The sequence below is a fragment of the Aeromonas bestiarum genome (assembly GCF_028751155.1).
Lineage (GTDB): Bacteria > Pseudomonadota > Gammaproteobacteria > Enterobacterales > Aeromonadaceae > Aeromonas > Aeromonas bestiarum.
Genome location: NZ_CP064746.1, coordinates 320238 through 337220, shown reverse-complemented (window position 1 = coordinate 337220; position 16983 = coordinate 320238). Strand labels below are relative to the sequence as shown.

Annotated in this window: 16 protein-coding genes; 2 read left to right on the top strand and 14 right to left on the bottom strand. The window is 62.8% G+C overall.

Going from position 1 to position 16983, the window contains the following annotated elements:
• Positions 1-11 precede the first annotated feature (11 nt).
• The 12 genes from IU367_RS01635 to IU367_RS01580 form a co-directional block, all read right to left on the bottom strand.
• The gene (locus tag IU367_RS01635) at positions 12-455 is read right to left on the bottom strand and encodes a prepilin-type N-terminal cleavage/methylation domain-containing protein (protein ID WP_082969978.1); all 444 of its coding nucleotides are present in this window, start codon (positions 453-455) and stop codon (positions 12-14) included.
• A gap of 14 nt (positions 456-469) precedes the next feature.
• The gene (locus tag IU367_RS01630) at positions 470-1141 is read right to left on the bottom strand and encodes a type II secretion system protein (RefSeq protein WP_274453253.1); all 672 of its coding nucleotides are present in this window, start codon (positions 1139-1141) and stop codon (positions 470-472) included.
• A gap of 77 nt (positions 1142-1218) precedes the next feature.
• Complete coding sequence (locus IU367_RS01625; protein ID WP_274453252.1) at positions 1219-1680, bottom strand: hypothetical protein; 462 nt, start codon at positions 1678-1680, stop codon at positions 1219-1221.
• A 63-nt stretch (positions 1681-1743) separates the two neighbouring features.
• Positions 1744-2964, bottom strand: a complete 1221-nt coding sequence (gene mshG / locus IU367_RS01620) for an MSHA fimbrial biogenesis protein MshG (protein ID WP_274453251.1) — start codon at positions 2962-2964, stop codon at positions 1744-1746.
• A 68-nt stretch (positions 2965-3032) separates the two neighbouring features.
• Positions 3033-4742: an MSHA fimbrial ATPase MshE gene (mshE, locus tag IU367_RS01615; RefSeq protein ID WP_043139715.1), complete on the bottom strand. Its 1710-nt coding sequence runs from the start codon at positions 4740-4742 to the stop codon at positions 3033-3035.
• A gap of 32 nt (positions 4743-4774) precedes the next feature.
• On the bottom strand, positions 4775-5860 hold the full coding sequence (locus IU367_RS01610) for a tetratricopeptide repeat protein (protein ID WP_274453250.1): 1086 nt from the start codon (positions 5858-5860) through the stop codon (positions 4775-4777).
• Between the two features lie 100 nt (positions 5861-5960).
• Complete coding sequence (locus tag IU367_RS01605) at positions 5961-6854, bottom strand: ExeA family protein (protein WP_098980981.1); 894 nt, start codon at positions 6852-6854, stop codon at positions 5961-5963.
• Positions 6855-6937: 83 nt separating this feature from the next.
• Positions 6938-8614 carry a pilus (MSHA type) biogenesis protein MshL gene (gene mshL, locus IU367_RS01600; RefSeq protein ID WP_274453249.1) on the bottom strand — a complete coding sequence of 559 codons (1677 nt, stop codon included), beginning with the start codon at positions 8612-8614 and terminating at the stop codon, positions 6938-6940.
• A 70-nt stretch (positions 8615-8684) separates the two neighbouring features.
• Positions 8685-9005 carry a SctD/MshK family protein gene (locus tag IU367_RS01595; protein WP_241325973.1) on the bottom strand — a complete coding sequence of 107 codons (321 nt, stop codon included), beginning with the start codon at positions 9003-9005 and terminating at the stop codon, positions 8685-8687.
• Positions 8998-9645 (bottom strand): MSHA biogenesis protein MshJ, encoded by a 648-nt coding sequence (locus tag IU367_RS01590; RefSeq protein WP_274453248.1) that lies wholly within the window; start codon positions 9643-9645, stop codon positions 8998-9000. The genes IU367_RS01595 and IU367_RS01590 overlap by 8 nt, the downstream gene beginning before the upstream one ends.
• The gene (locus IU367_RS01585; RefSeq protein ID WP_043139728.1) at positions 9645-10238 is read right to left on the bottom strand and encodes a PilN domain-containing protein; all 594 of its coding nucleotides are present in this window, start codon (positions 10236-10238) and stop codon (positions 9645-9647) included. Before IU367_RS01585 ends, IU367_RS01590 begins: the two co-directional genes overlap by 1 nt.
• A complete protein-coding gene (locus IU367_RS01580; RefSeq protein ID WP_274453246.1) occupies positions 10238-11101 on the bottom strand; it encodes a type IV pilus biogenesis protein PilM in 864 nt (287 codons plus the stop codon). The genes IU367_RS01585 and IU367_RS01580 overlap by 1 nt, the downstream gene beginning before the upstream one ends.
• Before the next feature lie 69 nt (positions 11102-11170).
• Between IU367_RS01580 and IU367_RS01575 the strand changes: the two genes are divergently transcribed.
• Positions 11171-12118 (top strand): 1-aminocyclopropane-1-carboxylate deaminase/D-cysteine desulfhydrase, encoded by a 948-nt coding sequence (locus IU367_RS01575; protein WP_420796490.1) that lies wholly within the window; start codon positions 11171-11173, stop codon positions 12116-12118.
• 22 nt (positions 12119-12140) lie between these two features.
• Here IU367_RS01575 and IU367_RS01570 read toward each other — a convergent pair whose 3' ends face one another.
• Complete coding sequence (locus IU367_RS01570; protein WP_172955223.1) at positions 12141-14069, bottom strand: EAL domain-containing protein; 1929 nt, start codon at positions 14067-14069, stop codon at positions 12141-12143.
• A gap of 500 nt (positions 14070-14569) precedes the next feature.
• Here IU367_RS01570 and IU367_RS01565 point away from each other — a divergent pair, with 500 nt between their 5' ends.
• A complete protein-coding gene (locus IU367_RS01565) occupies positions 14570-16147 on the top strand; it encodes an EAL domain-containing protein (protein WP_274454332.1) in 1578 nt (525 codons plus the stop codon).
• A gap of 15 nt (positions 16148-16162) precedes the next feature.
• On the opposite strand, the gene IU367_RS01560 is transcribed toward IU367_RS01565, so the two are convergent.
• The gene (locus IU367_RS01560) at positions 16163-16813 is read right to left on the bottom strand and encodes a class I SAM-dependent methyltransferase (RefSeq protein WP_274453244.1); all 651 of its coding nucleotides are present in this window, start codon (positions 16811-16813) and stop codon (positions 16163-16165) included.
• Between the last annotated feature and the right edge of the window lie 170 nt (positions 16814-16983).

Below are 16983 nucleotides of genomic sequence, written 5' to 3'. Positions count from 1 at the left end.
CATAGAACCGGTTAGCAACCAGACTTAGCTGTAGATGCAGCACCACTGGCATTCGCTTCGGTGTAGACCACAGTGCAAGTAGAACCTGAAGTCTGATACACATAGGTAGAGCCAGAGCCACTAACACTACCAACCCAAAGAGGGTCGATAGTCGCAGCTTTACCAATACCACCAGAAGTCGCTGTCGGATATCCGTATTTGATAGTAACGGTAGAGTTATCAGCAAGCTTCACCGTCTTAGTACCAGTGTCATCTTTTTCACTACCATCCAGTACTGCTCGGCTATAGACCAGTTGGGATGCACTTGCTACTGCACCTTTTACGCCATCAGCAGCTGCTTTCTTAGCATCATCCTGCAGATTCAGGAACTTGGGCGCAGCTGTCACTGCCAGAATGCCCAGAATGATGATCACTATGACCAGCTCGATCAGGGTAAAACCCGCCTGTTTTTTCATTTTACTTTCCTCTGTCAATTGATATTGGTGGTCACCTGACCGGAAGCCGGACGGTAACTGAAACTCATGAATGCATCAGTACTGCCTTGCGGATCCTGATACTTGCCATCACTACCCTTACTCAAACTATTGACCAGATAGTAGCGGCAGACTGAGTCCAGGCCGTTATTGGTCACACTGACATAGTATTTCAGGTCATTGCCGCTACCGCGCACCTCGTTAAAGCTGGCAGTAGCCTTGGGCGGGTTCTGCAACAGACCCTCCCAAATCTTGAGACAGCGCGGGGCCATCAGGTTGGCCGGGTCCACATCGATGCCGCCACCCGCCGAGGTATCCATGGGATAACCGGGGGAGAGCTCGCCATTGCTGACCTGGGTCTCGGTCGGCGTGGTCAGATAGAAGCGGGAACCGTCATACAGCACGGTATTGAGGCTGTCCTGCTTGGCACGTCCCTCCGCCTCCCACTGGGCCCGCACCAGAGAAACACCGGTGGCAAAGCCGCCGGAAACCCCTTCCACGCTGGCCTTCTTGGCCTCGTCGGTCACATCGAGGAAGCGAGGCAAGGCGGTCACCGCCAGGATCCCCAGAATAACGATGACGATCACCAGTTCGATCAACGAGAAACCCGCCGCCCGAGACGTCATCACCAACCCGGGATGTGTTGGTGCCATTCGATTTGTTGCCATGGTCCCTCCGTAATAACCCGCATTATTTCATGCAGATATAAAAAAATCATTTAACTGAGCCACACAATCGGCCTCATTCAAGGCTTTTGCTGCACTCTGCCATCAGAAAATTGATAAATCAGCCAATTATCTTCCCAACCGAACTCGCATCCCCCGCCATCGCGGCTCGCCAGCGCTTGCAGCGGCGGCAGATCCTGGCTCTGTGTGCCTATGATCGACAACCAGAGCTGGCGGCAATTTTCCGAGGGCGCCAGCAGGGATCCGGCCCCTATCGGCCAGCCCCTGTCATCGAACTGCCAGGCCAGACCATCGGCAAACAGACTCGCGGGACGGCGCTGATCCAGCCAGAGCCCGTGCAACCTTTGTGCCCGCTCGGCAAACTGTTCCCCCAGCAGGGCCAGGCTGAGGGCCAGCGCCTCCGCTCTGTGGGTGCGATAGCTCTGGGCCAGGGTCGCCACTATGATCAGCAGCAAGATCAGCACGGCCATCCGTCTATATCCCCCCAGCCAGCGATCATCCTGTTGTGACTGTCTGCTCACCCGTTTCGCTCCACATCTTGCCGCTCATCCACTCCCCGCATCACTGACGGTAAAGCTGCCTGTTTACTTGCCACGCACGGCCCGCATCATGTCCCACATGGGTGTGAAGATACCGAGCGCCAGCACCAGCACCATGACAGCCACGATCCCGATCAGGATGGGCTCGATACGGGCGGTCAGGCTCTTGAGGTCATAGTCCACCTCCCGCTCGTAATACTCGGCCGCCTCGTGCAACAGATCGTCGACCTGGCCCGTCTCTTCCCCCACCGCGATCATCTGCATTACCAGGGGGGTAAACAGGCCGCTGCTGCCAGCGGTACGCAGCAGGCTTTCACCCCGTTCGATACCGGCCCGCATATCGCGGATCTGGCCCGCCATCCAGGCGTTGTCCACCGCATCGGCCACCAGAGTCAGCGCCGTATTGAGCGGCACCCCGGCCTTGAGCATCATGGAGAAGCTGCGGGCGAAGCGGGCCAGCAGGGAGCGCTCTATGATGGTGCCGACGATGGGCAGCCTGAGTTGCCATCTGTGCCAGGTCAGCTTGCCCTTGACCGTGCTCACCCAGCGGCGCCAGCCAAACACCATGGCCAGCAGTGTGCCGACCAGCAGCCACCAGTAGTGGACGAAGAAGTGGGAGGTGGCGAGCAGGATCCGGGTCGCCAGCGGCAACTCGACGCCGAACTTGGCAAACATGCCGGCGAAGACCGGGATCACCATGATATTGAGGATCACCATGGCGATGCCGATGGCCGCCAGCACGAAACTGGGGTAGCGCATGGCGGTCTTGATCCGCTTGCGGGTCTCCAGCTCCAGATCGAAATAGTTGGCGAGCTGCAAGAAAGCCTCTTCCAGCTGACCCGTGTTCTCGCCCACGTGAATGATGGCGACGAACAGGCTGCCAAATACCTTGGGGTGGGCCTGCATCGAGCTGGACAGCGGCCGGCCGTTGCCAAGATCCTCCCCCAGCGCGTGCAGCGCTCGCTTGAGCGGCTTGCTGTGGGCGCTCTCCTCCAGCCCGGCGATGGCACGCAGGATCGGGATCCCCGCCCGGGTCAGGGCGTACATCTGGCGGCTGAACACCACCAGCTCGTCCAGCTTGACGCCCCCTTCCAGCAACAGCGACCAGTCGATGGCAGCGGATTTCGCCTTGCCCGGCTTGAGTTCGGTTGGCATCACGCCGCGGCGCATCAGCTGCTCGGCCGCCGCCATCTCGTTGGCGGCGTCCACCACGCCGCTGACGGCATTGCCCTGGCTGTCGCGCCCCTTGTAGGCAAAGGTACTCATGAGGAGTACCCCTGACCGACAGCGTCATGGCAACCAGCACGGGGGTTGGCGTTGAAGTGAGTCATGGCTTACCCCAGATCCTCGGCCAACCGCAGCACCTCGTCCACCGAGGTGATCCCCTGACGGGCGTAGTCAAGGGCGGTGAGGGCCAGCGGCCGATAGTGTTCATGCTGGCGCGCCGCCTTGGCGAAGCCTTCGGCATCGTTGCGGCGTAGGGCATCCATCATGGGTTGATCCAGCTCCAGCAGCTCGTAGACCCCGATCCGGCCGGAGTAACCGGTGAAGTTGCAGCTCTGGCAGCCACGCCCCTTGTGATAGGCATGCTGACCGGGCGCCTCGCCGGAGAGCACGGTGAGCCAGGTGGCCTGCCCCTCGTCAGGCGCCCTCTCCTCGACGCAGTGCTCGCACACCCGGCGCACCAGCCGCTGGGCCACCACGGCCCGCAGCGCACTCGCCACCAGATAGCCGGGCGCGCCCATGTCGATGAGGCGCAGGGCGCTGGTGACCGCATCGTTGGTGTGCAACGTGGTCAACACCAGATGGCCTGTGATGGCGCCGCGCAGGCCTATCTCCACCGTCTCGTTGTCCCGCATCTCGCCCACCAGCAGTATGTCCGGATCCTGGCGCAGGGTGGAACGCAGCACGTGGGAGAAGGTGAGGCCAATCTTGGGGTTCACCTGCACCTGATTGACCCTGGGCAGCCGGTATTCCACCGGATCCTCCACCGTGATGATCTTGTGGCTGGCCTGATTGAGCTCTGAGAGGGCGCCGTAGAGGGTGGTGGTCTTGCCGCTCCCGGTCGGGCCCGTCACCAAAATCATGCCGTGGGGGCGTTTGAGCTGACGGCGGAAACGGGTCAGGATCTCCGGCGGCATGCCGGTCTCGCTCAGCGACAGTATGCCGGAGGATTGATCCAGCAGACGCATCACCACCGACTCGCCGTACTGCACCGGCATGGTGGACATACGCACATCCACGTCCCGGCCGCGCACCTTCATGTTGAAACGGCCATCCTGGGGCAGCCGCTTCTCCGAGATGTCGAGCCCTGCCACCAGTTTCAGGCGCAGCACCAGCGCCTGGGCGATGCGCACCTCGCTGAGGATATTCTCGTGCAGTATGCCGTCGATCCGCTGGCGAATGCGCAGCACCTTCTCGTCCGGCTCTATGTGGATATCGGAGGCCCCCACCTGCACAGCGTCCTCGAACAGGGAGCGCAGCAGCTTGGCCACCGTCGCCTCCCCCTCGTCGTTGGCCCCCAGGTTGCTGGACCCCAGCTCGAAGCCGGTATCCTGATACTCTTCATGCAGCTGTTCGGCGAAGCTCTCTATTTCGCGGGTTCGGCGATAGAGGCGGTCGAAATACTCCAGCAGCTGGCCTTCCCGCGCCACCGCCAGCACCATCTCCCGCGGGCGCAGCAGCGCCGCGATGGCGTCGAGGGCGCTCAAGTCCGCCGGATCCGACATGGCCACGGTCACCCGGTTGTCGGTGAGGTTGACCGCCAGCGCGCGATAGCGACGCGCCTGCACCTCGGGCAACAGCGGCACCGCCGAGGCGTCTATGGTGAGGTTGTTGAGATCGAAGAAGGGCACGTCCAGCTGGCGGGCAAGAAACTGCAGCAGCTGTACCTCGCTGATGAAGCCGAGATCGATCAGTGTGGTGCCCAGCTTGCGGCCGGTCTGACGCTGCTGCTGCAGGGCGAGCTGCAGCTGATCATCCGAGATGATCTGCTCTTGCACCAGCAGGTCGCCGAGGCGCATTTTCAGTCTGGGTTGTGCCATGCAAACTCCAAAAAAGTGAACCAGCCCGCCCGTCAGGGGGCAAGCTGGGCAATTCGCTGTTCAATCCAGCTGGTCGAGGCCTCGCCGAGGTTGCCGTGCAACTGGGCGTTGCGATAGGCATCGAGCGCTCGCTGGCTGTGGCCCTGGCCATCTTCGGCCACGCCGAGCCCGAGCCACCAGCGGCCCTGATCCGGCTGCTGGCGCAGCAAGGTCACATAGATCTCGGCCGCCTCGGCGTTGCGGCCCAGCTCCTGGGTCAGGCCGGCCCAGGTGGCGTAATAATCCAGATTGCTGGCCAGATCCGGTTGATAACCCGTCAACCAGCCGAGCGCCTTGAGCTGATCGCCGCCGCTGATGGCGAGCCGCGCCAGCAACAGCCGAAAATCCGCCTGCGCGGGATCGAGCCGGATCCCCTCTTCCAGCAGCTGGGTGGCCTCGCTCAGCCGCCCTTCGCCATAGAGCAGGCCCGCCAGTTGTTCGCGGGCGCCCTGATTGTGCGGGTCGTGGGCCAGCACCTGATAGTAGTTGTCCTGGGCATCGCGCAGTTGCCCCCTGGCCATGGCGGTGGTGGCCTTGCGCTCGGCCAGGGTCGCCAGCTCGGCCTCGGAGAGGTTCACCGTCTCTATCTTCAGCACGCCCGGTTTGCGCGGCGGCGGGGCCACAGCCTCTTGTTCCGCTTCCAGCTCGGCATAGAGGTCTGGCTGCAGCGCCTCATCGCTCGGGGGCACAGCGTCATAACCGGTTTCGTCCTGATCTTCCGCCGCCGGCTCGGGGTCGGCGGCAGCGTGGGGCTCGGGCCTGGCGCCCGGGGTGGGCAAGGCCACCACCAGATCCACCGGCTCCTGCTCCTCCTCCGTCGGCGTGACGGGCACGGCGCGGGCAACCGCATCAGGCCCGGGCTCGCTGGCCGCCTGCGCCAAACTCTGCGGTGCGACCCGCTGGCTCTGCTGCCAGTAGATCCAGGTCCGCCAGCCGAGAATGCCGAGGGCCAGGCCGCAGATCAGGGTCAGCACCAGCATCCACCAGCCCTGCTGCCGCACGGGAGGCACATAGACGGCCCCCTCGCCCCCCTGCTGACGCTGTTCCAGATCCTTGAGCATCTGGTTGATCACGCTCATGGCCAGACTCCATGGGCCAGCATAGGTATCCGCCAGACCCATGTTGACGCACAACGCAGCTGGGGCGCTCTCATATCCCCGAGCATCTGGTTGATCTCGTTCATGATGGCCAGACTCCATAGGCCAGGGCACACCCCAGCAGTAGTAACAGTGGCCACCAGCGCCCCCGACCGGGGCGGCTGGCATCGTCGGTATCGCGAATGGCGAGGTGCACCAAACCGGCATCGATCTGGCGCTCACCCCGGCCATAGGCCAGCATCAGGCACTTCTGCGCCAATATGTTGATGAGTCGCGGTATGCCACGGGAGGCGCGCCACAGCAGGCGCATGGCGCGGCCACCGAACAGCGGGGCCCCGCGATAACCCGAGACCTGCAATCTGTGCTCCAGATAGGCGCGGGTCTCGTCAAAGCGCAGCGGCCGCAGGCAGTAGGAGAAACCGATCCGCTGGCGCAACTGCCGCAGGTGGGGTTTGGCCAGCCTGGTGTCCAGCTCGGGCTGACCGAACAGCACTATCTGCAACAGCTTGCTCGACTCCGTCTCCAGGTTGCCGAACAGCCGGATCGCCTCCAGGGTCTCGTCCGGCAGGGCCTGCGCCTCGTCGATCAGCACCACCACCCGGCTGCCCTGCTGATGCAGGCCTATGAGGTGGCGATGAATGCGATCCGTCAGATCCAGCTCGTTGCCTTCGCGCACCGACAACCCCAGCTCCAGGGCCAGCGCGGTGCGCAGTTCGGCCGGGCTGAGGTGCGGGTTGGGCAGCCAGGCCAGACGCACAGGACAGGCCTCCGAGCCCAGCTCGCTCAGCAGCTTGCGACAGAGCAGCGTCTTGCCGGTGCCGACCTCGCCGGTCACCTTGATAAAGCCCTCCCCCTGCATCAAGGCCCAATTAAGAACCTGCAACGCCTCCTCATGGGGAGGCAACCCGTAGTAGAAACCCGTGTTGGGAGTGAGGCCGAATGGCGCCTCCTGCAAACCGAAGTGGTTCAGGTACATGAGTCGTCACCGGCCAGGGGACCTGTCGTGGCACAGAGCCACAGGCCGCATGGAACAAGGCCAACCGCGTGCTGTGTCATGGCTTAGCCCTTGGGCGGATACCACTTGTCGAGCAGATCGGAGGAGCGCTGCAGTTCGTTTTGCCAGGTGTCCTTCTCCACCACGGTCGGTTTGAGCAGGATCACCAGCTCCACCTTCTTGGTGCTCTCGCGGCGGTTGGTGAAGGCCTCGCCGACCCAGGGAATGTCCCCCAGCAGCGGCACCTTGCTGACGATCTCCTGCTTGTCGGTCTTCATCAGGCCGCCGATGACTATGATGTCGCCGTTGTTGGCCTGCACCACTGTATCGGACTCTCGAATCGAGCTCTTGGCGAGCGGCAGGATCAAGGGGGCCGCAGTGCCGACATCTATGGTTTTCTTCTGTTCTTCGGTGTCGATGACGGAGGGGTGGATATGCAGCAACACCTTGCCCTCTTCGTCTATCTGGGGTGTCACGTCCAGCGAAATACCGGAGAAGAAAGGAGTCAACTCTACATTGGGCGTGATTATCGGTGCCGATGTACCTGAGGTTGTGGTCGTGGTGGAGGCATTGGTGACGAAGTACTCGTCCGTCCCCACCTTGATCACCGCCTTCTGGTTGTTGGTCGCCGTCACCCGCGGGCTGGAGAGGGTGTTTACATCCCCCTGGGTCTTGAGCAGGTTGACCGCCACGTTGAAGTTGCCGTCGGAGATCTTGAAGCCGGCCCCGCCCCCCAGTGCACTGAAGATCTGGTTCGGGGTGTTGGCAATCGTGCTCGGCGTCAACGAGCCGCCGCCAGTGATCCCTTTGTTGCCATCCCAGCTGGCGGAGAGGCCGCTCCAGTCCACCCCCTGTTCGTAACCCTCGTTGAGGGCCACTTCCAGAATGCGCGCCTCCAGCACCACCTGGCGCTTGAGGTGGGTCTCGGACTGGCTGAGGAATTCGCGTACCGCTTTGAGCTCTTTCGGATAGGCGCGGATGGTGACCAGGCCCGCCTGCGGGCTGGTGATGACGGCACGGCCATCGCCACTGCCGATCAGCATCTCCAGCGAGGTGCGCAGATCGGTCCAGTAGTCGCTGTTGGTGTCTGTCTCTATGCGGGTGCCGTTGCTGTTATTGGAACCGGCATTGCCGTTGGAGGCATTGCTGCTACTGCTGTTGTTACTGCCGCCGTTGGCGTTGTCGAAGCTGCTGTTGTTGCTGTTGTTGCTGTCGTTAGAGGTCACCCCCCCCGTGCTGACCGAGGTACGGGACAGGCCACGACGGGACATCATCAGGTAGTTGACCGGTATGGTTTCGGTGCGCAGCCCAGCCGGATAGACGTGGAACACATTGCCCTTGCGCTGCACGTCGAAGCCATACATGTCACCCACCACCGCCAGCACCTCGGGCAGGGTCACGTCCTTGAGCTCGACGGAGATCTGGCCGGCCACGCCGGGATGCACGGCCACGCTGTAGCGGGAACCCTTGAACAGGGAACCGAAGAACTCCACCGCATCCACATCGTGGGCGGCGATGCGCAGCCGCTGTTCCGGCATGCTGAGGGCCTGGGGCGGCCGGTTCATCTGCAGCAGTTCGCTCTGTACCGACTTGGGCACGGTCGCCAGTGCCCCGACCTTGTTCTGCTCGGTCATGGCGTGCTTCAGTGCGTCCTTGGCCTGCACGGGTTCGGGGTGCCGGTAGCTGGTACAGCCTGCCGCCAGCACGGCCACAGAGATCAGGCAGAGATGATTTTTTTTCATGTAATGAGTGCACCCTGACTTGCAATTAAACTCGACAAACCTTGCCCTACCCATCCCGGGCGGGGCGCGTTCAGATACGGACCTTGCTGGCGAACAGGGTCAGCGCCTGGCGCTTGCCCCCCTTCTCCAGCACCACGGCATCTGCACTGATGGCCACCAGTCGATATCCCTCGACCTGCTGGCCCACCCGGTAACTTTTCCCGTTGAGCACCGCCAGTGCCGGGCCATTGCCCAGCATCACGCTCTGCAATGTTGGCAAACCTGCGCTCTGGCTGGCGGTAGCCCCCGCCTGACTGTTCATCCCGTCCAGCGGTTCCGTGGGATCCTGCAGCACCTCGGCCTGGGCCACCGAGCCCAGCAGACAACACAATAGCGTCAGCCATCTAACCACGAATAAACTCCTTGCTGGTGCTCAGGGTGTAGATTTCCATCTCCACCACGGCCTTGGGATGCTCCTGCACCTGGTAGTCAAACTGCTTCCAGTAGAAGTGGCGGGGCAGCGCCTCCAGCGCCTTCAGGTACTGATAGACATCAAAGTAGCCGCCCTCCAGCTTGAGGCGGATACCGTGCTTGAACAGGTTGATGCGCTGATCCCCCGCCATCAGCGGCTGGGGGGCGAGGGAGGTCAGCGCCAGCATGTGCAGATTGGTGGAGCGTGACAGCAGGGCCTCCAGCACGGCCGGCATCTCGTGGGCCTGGATCAGGTCCACCGTCTGGGCCTTGAGCTCGGCATCCAGCTTGCCGATATCCCCCTCGACCCGCACCAGCTGCTCGCGCACGTTCTGATCGGGATCCCGCGCCAGCCTGGCCTGCTTGCCCAGGTTCTCGAGATCCATGATCTCCAGATCCCGCTGGGCCGTGGTCAAGGCCACCCTGTCCTGCTCCAGCCGCAGGGCGGCGCCATCCAGCCAGCCATAGATGGCGCCGGCACAGACCAGCACCAGACCGGTCAACAGGATCAATACCCGCTCGCGCTGGCTGAGGGCGGCAATCTTGTCCGCCCATGCCTGCCATTGTGCTTTCAGGCTCATCAGGGCTTCTCCCGCTCGATGCCGCTGAGCTGGAAGGCCAGCCGGCCCTCCTTGTCGCGGCTCAGGGTCAATTCACCAAACTGCTTGCCCGCCAGCGACGGGGTCTGCTTGAAACGGTTTACCCAGGCGGGCACATCCTGGCTGCGGCCGGCAAAGCCGGACAGATTGATCCGCCCCTCGGCGATCTCGATCCGCTGCAAGGAGAGCTGCCTGTCCCGAATGCGGGAGAGATCGGCCATCAGACCGGCGTAGCCCTGGGATTTTTGCAACGCCAAACTGCCCAGCTGGCGCATCAGCCCCTGCTTGGCGGTCAGCTCCTCTTGCCGGGTGGCAAGCTGCTGTTGCAGCAGGGTATTGGCCTGGTGACGGGTCAACTCGGCATCCAGCCGCTGGGCCTCGCCCCGCTTGACCTCCAGCGCCGCGCGCACCTGCGCCAGCTCGCGGCCGACCCCTTGTTGCTGCCAGCCGTAGAAGGCGGCCATGCAGAGCAGCAATGCCACGCAGCCACCCCACACCAGCGCCATCTGGTTGAGGCTGGCCCACTGGCGTCTGGGGCGAAATTCGGCGCCATAGAGGTTGATCTGACGTTTCATCAGGCATCCTCCCCGAGAGCGGCGGCATAGGCCGAGAGATATTCAACGCCAGAGAGGATCGCCTTGTTGGCCATGGCGGAGACGGCGAAGCCGAAGGTCTGCTCCATGTGGCGCACCAGGGTACCGATGAAGGAGGAGGCGATGGCGAGCTGCATCTGACCCAGCTCCGGCAGCTTGAGCTGGCCGACCAGGTAATCGAGAGAGCGCTGGATCTCCAGCGCCAGGGAGTCGAGCAGCATGCTGTCCGGCTCATGCTCGCCGGTGAGGGCGGTGAAGCCGCGCAGCTGGCGGGAGAAGCAGAGGCCGCCCTGATGGAAGACCAGCAGTTGCAGATCCTGCCCCCTGGGTTGCCACAGCAGCATGCGCACCGTGTTATCGGCCTCATAGAGCGCCGTCATGGCCAGCTCGTCGCTGACGATGGCATCCAGGCTGGCGATGCCGTTGACCGCATCCGCCAGCTGTTGCACCCGCGCCTTGGGCACGCAGATCACGCTGATGCGCGGCCGGCCGGCAGGCGGCGTGGGCAAATCCACGTAGTCCATGGCGAGCTGCAACACGGGTTCATTGACGTAATCCTTGACCGCCCATGGCAGGGCGCCGGCCATTTCGGCCTCGGGCACGGCGGGCTTGTCGATCTGGACTTGCTGATAAAGGCTGGCGGCGAGGGCGACCCGCACCTTAGACTTGGCGAGGCCATGGCGGCTGAACAGCTCGCTCATGGCAGGCGACCACTCCTGCGGGCCATTGATGGCGCGGGTAGCGAACACTGGCTGGGGCCCCAGCGAGGCCAGCATGATACGATCGCTGGCCAGCAGGATCCCTACCTGACGGCTCGGGGTCGAACGTCTGAAAAGTTGTTTCATTGAAACCCGCACCTGGCTGCATAAAACGGATTAAACCTTAGCATAAACAGGGTATTAGCCTCCAGATAAATGATGGATCACTCATTGCAACCCAACTCGACCCGCTCGCAGGTGCTTGCCCTGCAGCCGACCCGGCTTCCCTCGCCGCTCCAGGCCATCTCGCACCCTCTGCTGACCGAGCATGGCGTCACGCTCTGGTGCAAGCGGGATGACCTGATCCACCCGACCATCTCGGGCAACAAGTGGCGCAAGCTCAAGTACCAGCTGCAACACGCCCGGGCGCAGGGCATAAAGCACCTGATCTCCTTTGGTGGTGCCTACTCCAACCACATACATGCACTGGCGGCGGCAGGGTGCCAATCCGGCCTTAACACTACCGGCATCATACGCGGTGAGCCGGAGGCTGCCAGCAATTCCACCCTGAGCGCGGCAAAAGGCTGGGGCATGGATCTCATTTTTGTCGACCGCCAGAGTTACCGGCGGCGGCAGGATCCGGAGTGGCTGGCCCAGTTCGCGGCACCCGATACCCTGATAGTGCCGGAAGGGGGCAGCAGCCCGCTCGCCCTTCCCGGGGTGGCCGAGCTGGTCGACGAGGTGCCCTTCTCGCCGGATCTCTGGGTGCTGCCCTGCGCCAGCGGCGGCACCCTGGCGGGCCTGATCGCCGGCAAGCGGGATCAGGAGCGGATCCTCGCCATCGCGGTACTGAAAGGCGCAAGCTTCATCGCCGACGAGGTGTGCCGCCTTCACCCGGCCGCGGCCACCACCCCCGGCTGGCAGATAGCGCTGGATTACCATGATGGCGGCTATGCCAAATTCAGCCCGGCACTCTGGCAGTGGGTGCAAGCCTTCAGTGCGCAGACAGGCCTGCCGCTGGAGCCCATCTACAGCGGCAAGGCCATGTGGGGGCTGTTTCGCGAGCTGGCCGCCGGGCGCATCCCCCGCGGCAGCAAGATAGTCTTCATCCACACGGGTGGCATGCAGGGACTCGCGGGTTTGCAAGAGCAGGGCCGGATCTGAAGGCGGCCCTGCGGTCACAGGATCAGGCGCCGGCCGGTTCCATCACCAGCCGCTCCGGTTCGGCGAACCAGGGCCCCTGCCCGGCATGGACGCCGAGGTGGCGCAGCATCTTCCACTCGTCACCGCTCTCCACCCCCACGGCTATGACCCGGGTGCGGGTGTTGGCACAACCCCCCACCAGGCTGCGCACCGCCATCTGGTTGACCTGACGGGTGTGGATCTCCCGCACCAGACTTGGATGGAGCTTGAGGAAGTTGATCTCGAACTCCTTGATATATTGGGTGCTCACCACATCCTGACCGGCATGATCGATGGCCAGCTGGCAACCCAGCATGCGCAGCGCCCGCAGCGGCCGCTTGAGTGCCTCGTAGTGGCGGGTCACCTGGGCCTCCGACAGTTGCAGGACCAGCCGCTCGTTGGTGCTGCGTGGCAGCTGGAACAGATCGAAGAAGAGCCAGCGCTGGAACTCGCGGTGCAGCAGGCTCTGGGCACAGAGGGTCAGGCTGATGGGGCAACTCTGCTCTGAGCGCTGACGCAGCAGCCGCAACGTCTGCTCCGCCACCAGCCGATCCAGCGGCAACAGCAGCCCCGCCTTCTCCGCCATCGGCATGAAGACACCGGCCTGCAACTCCCGCCCCTGCTCGTCGTGAATGCGGATCAACAAGTCCTGCTGCAACACCACCTGATCCCGCTCCTGCTGCACCGGCTGGACGTAGAAGTCGATGCCGTGCTCCTCGATGCGACGGCCGATCAGGGTGCGCCAGCGTACCGTGCCCTTGCTGCTCTGCTCCTCATCCAGCTGCTTCTCGTAGAGGAACCAGCCGGTGTGACCCTGCAGCCGTGCGCTCTTGAGCGCCAGCTCGGCCTCTTCCTGCACCTTGAGCAGGGAATCCTGCGCCTGATAACAGACGGCGCCGAGGTAGACGGCGGTCTCGACGTTGACCGCCTCGGGCCAGTGCAGCCGCTGCAGGCTCTTGTGCAGCTGGCCGGCGCCATCCACCATCTCGCTCTCGGACATGTTGGGCAGCAGCACGGCGAACACCTGGCCGGCGTAGCGGGCCTGCAGGGCACCGTTGTGCTTGCGCACGAAGGCGGTGATGGAGGCGCTCGCCTCCATCAGCAGATCCTGGCTCTGGCGCCCGCTCAGCTCGGGATCCAGATCCTCCAGCCCGGCCAGCTCGATCAGCAGCACGCCGCCGCTCATCACGCTCGCCTCCATGATGGCGCTCTCCAGCCGGTTGTCGAAGAACAGACGGTTGCCTATGCCGGTCATCTTGTCGACGAAGGCGTTGCTGCGGATGAAGTTGTCGAAACGGCTGCGCTCCTTGCGGGCATCCGCCAGCTCGGCCAGCAGATAGTCGAGGGCCTGGCTGGCGGAGACAGGCCACTCATCGGCCGGATCGTGCGCCAGCTTGGTGAGCTTGTTGTCGAGGATCAGCTGGGCGCGCTCGGCCAGCAGCTCGGCGCCCCGCAGTTGCAGCCGCAGCCAGCGAATGGAGTACCAGAGTCCGAAGATGACGATGAAGACGCCGAGGGAGATGCCGGACATGGCCCGCATGGAGTATTCAAACTCCTTGAACGGCCGCTCCAGTTTGAAGTCGGCCTGCATGCCGGCCTGATGGGAGATGGGCTGGCTATAGGGGATCAGCAGGCTCTCGTCGGTCTGCTGCTGCACGTCGCGAAACCAGTAGACCCGCTGCTTGCCCTGACGGATCTCCAGCTCCACCACATGGGCCGAACGCAGCAGGGTCGGCAGCCAGCGGGTGAGATCCTGATGGTCGTCGGCCACCTCCAGCTGCTTGTCGATGATCTCGACCAGGGAGTTGACCTTCTTCTGCTGCAGCTCCATGCCCAGCTCGCGAAAGCTGAATACCCCGCCGAGCAGCACCATGGCCATGGCGGCGATCACGCACAGGGTAATAAACGAGACAAGCTGAGTAGTCAGTTTCATGTGCCTTTCCGTATGCCCGACAACATCCATGTGGCCTCATCGTATCAGCCAACGCCGAAGCGCGCCTATGGACGAAGATCCCGCTTCTGGAATTAAGCGGGCGAGCATAACCAAATGGGCACCTGAACACCAAGCCTGACGGCAAGCCAGCCATGAAAAATGGCCACAGCGGCAGGAAACGGGAGATGGGCAACGGGAGCAGGGAATTTCAGGCAGAAAAATGGTCCCACTAAGGGGACCAAAAGAAACACTCATATCAAAACTAACACTCTGTGCTACTGACAAAAAAACAGATACAGGAGTATTGAACACACGGTGAGTCAAACCGCACCGCTACTCTAGCCACTTCAGATAAGCTGGACAATTGTCATTTATGACAGGTCAGCGATTGAATCTTCAACAGCTCATTTTATAAAACCATTATTTATCAGCACATTATAAATTCGCGCCACAAGTGTGATCGGCCCCGCTCAAATCGATTCAGCTAATGCACTATGATGATGCCACCCATATGCATCCCATCCGCACACCAGGCAGGTGCACCATGCGACCCATCCCCCCCCCTCTGGCTCAGCCTGTTGCTGTTCTGCCTGCCCCTGCTGGCCAGCCTGCCTCTCAGTCAGCTGCTCGGCGGCCCGTTGGCCCACCAGCTGTTGCAGGAGAAGAAGGAAGAGATCGAGACCGCGCTGGCGGAACGTCACCGTCTGCTGGACAACAACGTCCGTAGCCAGCTGACCCAGTTTCGGTTCGATTGCGGCGAGCAGGACATGGCGCTGCTGCGGGATCCCCGCTTCTACAACGGCCATATCCGCATTCAGGGGATCCTGCTCGCTAGCGGCGGTGGCTGTTCCAGTCTGGGGGTTGACCTGCCCTTCACCCCGATCGAGCTGCCCCCCTACGCCAACCAGGAGCCGTTCGGGATCGCCGCCACCCAGTCCCGCTTCCACACAGAGCAGGAGCTGGTCGCCTACTACCGCACCGGCGGCAACATCGTCTACTGGGTGCTGAGCAACAGCTGGAGCCATTCTCTGCTGCAATATCCTTGCACCGACTGTTTCTATCTGGAACTCGACCAGCAACCGGGGACATCGAGCCAGACCTTTCCCCGCGGCGACAGCAGCATCAAGCAGGAGGTCGGCAACCAGAGCATAGGTCTGAGCTTCCGCGATCCCGATGAACAGATCAGGCAGACGCTATGGGCGGGCAAGGCGCTGGAGCGCTATGCCCGGCAGCAGGCACGGCACTATGGGCTCTGGTATGGCGGCGCACTGGGAGCCCTGCTGGTTGCCGCCTACTGGGGGCTGCGCAACTATCGACGCTCTCTCAAGGGATTGCTGCAAGCCGGGCTGGCCCGGCGGGAGTTTGTCCCCTTCTATCAACCCATAGTGGATAACCGCAGCCAGCAGGTGGTTGGCTTCGAGGCGCTGCTGCGCTGGCAGCGGGGGCGCGAGCTGGTGCCGCCCGGCGCCTTCATCGACTACGCGGAGGAGCAGGGGCTGATCCTGCCGATGACGGAGCAACTGCTGGAGCGGATCATGACGGATCTTCCCCGGCTGGCACCGGCGCAGTGGGTCAGCGTCAACATAGTGGCCACCCACCTGGAGCAACCCCATCTGCGCACCCTGTTGCAGCGGCACGGCTGGCCCTCACCGACCCGGCTCACCTTCGAGCTGACCGAGCGCAAGCCGATCACCGATATCAAGGCGGCGATCGGCGAGATCACGGCGCTGCAGCAGTTGGGCTATCACTTCAAGCTGGATGATTTCGGCACCGGCTATGGCGGCTTCGCCTACCTGCAGCGACTCGGCATCCGCCAGATCAAGATCGACAAGATGTTCGTCGACACCATAGGCACGGACGACCTCAAGCGGACGCTGCTGGACTCCATCATCGCCTTCGGTCACGAATCCGGCATGGAGATGATCGCCGAGGGGGTCGAAACCGGGGAACAGGTCGAGTATCTGCGCCAGCACGGCGTGCATCTGATCCAGGGCTATGTGTACGCCAGGCCCATGGCCCTGGCCCGGCTGCAGATCTGGCTGCTGGCATGGCGACAAAACCATGCCGGAGAAGGCTGACACCGGTGAGAAAGGTCAACGCCGGTATTGCAGTATCTGACCGCGAAAGGGCTGGCTCAGATAGCTCACGTCCAGCGGCTTGTGCTGACTGTGCGCATAGCCCAGGCCCATCATCAGCTTGCTGAAGCGGCCCTGCTGGCCACGCCCCGGATCCACCAGGATCACCTCGCAGTGCGACTTGGCGTGCTGCTCGATAAAACCGGCCAGGGTCTCGACCTGGCCGCGCTCATAGAGCAGATCGCTGCCTATGATGAGATCGAAGCGGCCCAGCTCGGTGACGGCATCTTCCCAACCGGTACGGATGAAGGGGATCAGCGCCCCCTTGTTGAGCAGCACGTTGGCCGCCAGAAAGGCCCCCGCCTCCGGGTGATAGTCGGTGGCAGTGATGTCCGCCAGCCTGTGGTTGAGCACCAGACTCGCCAGGGCTATGCCGCACCCCACCTCCAGGATCCGCAGATCCGCCACCTCGTGCTCCACCATCAGGTGGGCCAGCACATTGCCGGAGTCCCAGACGATGCCAAACAGCGGCCAGAACGCCGAGGAGATGCCGAGCGCCTCAGCCTCTCCCTCGTCATCGGAGAACTGCTGGTTGTCACGCAACGTGCGCAGGTGGATGTCGAGTTCGCCAAACTCTATGGTGTGATAACGCAGACGCACAACAGACATGGGAGTCCCTGGTCAGGATGCCGCCAGATCCACGGAAGCATGAATTCGACCGGCATGCCCCCATGCTACGCAGTAAGCGGGCAGATACCTATCTATATCCCGACCCGACGGGGCAGCTGCGGCAGATTACATCCTGCAACAAAATGATTTTCCCCTGGCGGTACAACTCC